This window comes from Asticcacaulis sp. AC466 (assembly GCF_000495815.1).
Lineage (GTDB): Bacteria > Pseudomonadota > Alphaproteobacteria > Caulobacterales > Caulobacteraceae > Asticcacaulis.
This window is the reverse complement of the sequence record NZ_AWGE01000062.1, coordinates 1-373: the sequence shown is the minus strand read 5'-3', so window position 1 is coordinate 373 and position 373 is coordinate 1. Positions and strand designations below refer to the sequence as shown.

Annotated in this window: 1 protein-coding gene; it reads left to right on the top strand. The window is 61.7% G+C overall.

What is annotated here, in order from left to right:
• Positions 1-373 (top strand): phage tail protein (locus AEAC466_RS43490; RefSeq protein ID WP_023460310.1); only part of this gene is annotated, 373 nt, incomplete at both ends.

Genomic DNA, 373 nt, shown 5'->3' with positions numbered 1-373 from the left:
GGCGGCTTCTGGCTGCGTGAGATGGGCCTCTATGATGAGGCCGGGACGCTGATTGCCGTCAGCAACATGGCGGAGAGTTACAAGCCGAAGCTTGAAGAGGGCAGCGGCCGCACGCAGACGCTGCGCATGATCCTGATTGTCAGCAGCACCGAGGCGATTCAGGTGATCGCCGGTGGCGACACCGTACTGGCGACCAAGGATTTTGTGGCCGACGCGATCGCCGTGCATGAGAAAACCCGAAACCACCCGGACGCCAGCACCACGGCGAAAGGGCTGGTGCAACTGAGCAGCGCGACGACCAGCACCGACGAAACGAAAGCCAGCACGCCGAAGGCGCTTAAAACGGTTAGCGATGCCAGCATGAAAAAGGCCG